The sequence below is a fragment of the Mizugakiibacter sediminis genome, assembly GCF_000953855.2.
GTDB lineage: Bacteria > Pseudomonadota > Gammaproteobacteria > Xanthomonadales > Rhodanobacteraceae > Mizugakiibacter > Mizugakiibacter sediminis.
This window is the reverse complement of sequence record NZ_DF970237.1, coordinates 1-690: the sequence shown is the minus strand read 5'-3', so window position 1 is coordinate 690 and position 690 is coordinate 1. Positions and strand designations below refer to the sequence as shown.

General features: G+C 53.9%; 2 protein-coding genes. Both read right to left on the bottom strand.

Annotated features, from left to right (window positions below):
- Positions 1-60: 60 nt before the first annotated feature.
- Positions 61-210 (bottom strand): hypothetical protein, encoded by a 150-nt coding sequence (locus tag MBSD_RS15515; RefSeq protein WP_187300661.1) that lies wholly within the window; start codon positions 208-210, stop codon positions 61-63.
- Positions 194-690, bottom strand: a 497-nt coding sequence (locus MBSD_RS15510) for a hypothetical protein (RefSeq protein ID WP_187300659.1), incomplete at its 5' end; no start/stop codon positions are given. The genes MBSD_RS15510 and MBSD_RS15515, both read right to left, overlap by 17 nt.

The window sequence follows — 690 nt, the reverse complement described above, 5'->3', positions numbered from 1 at the left end:
GGCCATTATATACATGACAAACCAAGCCAATGGCATGGGCTTGGAACTAGAAAGCCCGCGCTAGGCGGGCTTCTTCTTGGGTGCTTTCTTGGCGCTTTTCTTCGTCGCCGGCGCTTTGGGCTTATGGCGTTCCGGCGGAGTCGCAAGCATGCGCCTTAGAACCTCGTCCTCACGAGCCTGCAACGCATCTTTTTCAGCCGTCTTGCTCATCTGCGTCCTTCGGCGGCTCGGGCAATGGCAACTCGGCTTGCGGCGGTTCCGGCGGAAGTGGAAGTTCTGCTGTCTTGATGACGGCTATCCCATTCGCCTTGGCTTTCGCACCGAGTTTCCCATCGTCTGAGTAAATTGTTTGTACCCCATTGACTTTGGCGATCGCTATGATCTGCCGATCATATTTCACCTTCGCCTTCGTCTCCTCCGAGGTTAGTGGCTTATTCGCCTGTAGGTCTGCATCAGTTAGCATCGCAACTTCGACGGCCGCAATCTCGTCGAACGGTTGGATTTTGAAGGCATATGTTCCGTTTATCTCGTTGAGAATTCGGGCCTTATCCGTACCCGACGCCACAAGTATTTCGCTCAGAACCGGGGTCGGGACAAGTATCTGGATGTTCGCCTGACTCAGATTTTCGAGGAGAAGTTCAATTCGCTCCTTGCATTTCGTCAGAGGCTGTCCCGTTGCCTCATCAACCG

Coding starts and splice junctions, on each gene's coding strand:
- MBSD_RS15515 (WP_187300661.1), bottom strand. CDS start 210: ATGAGCAAGACGGCTGAAAAAGATGCGTTGCAGGCTCGTGAGGACGAG.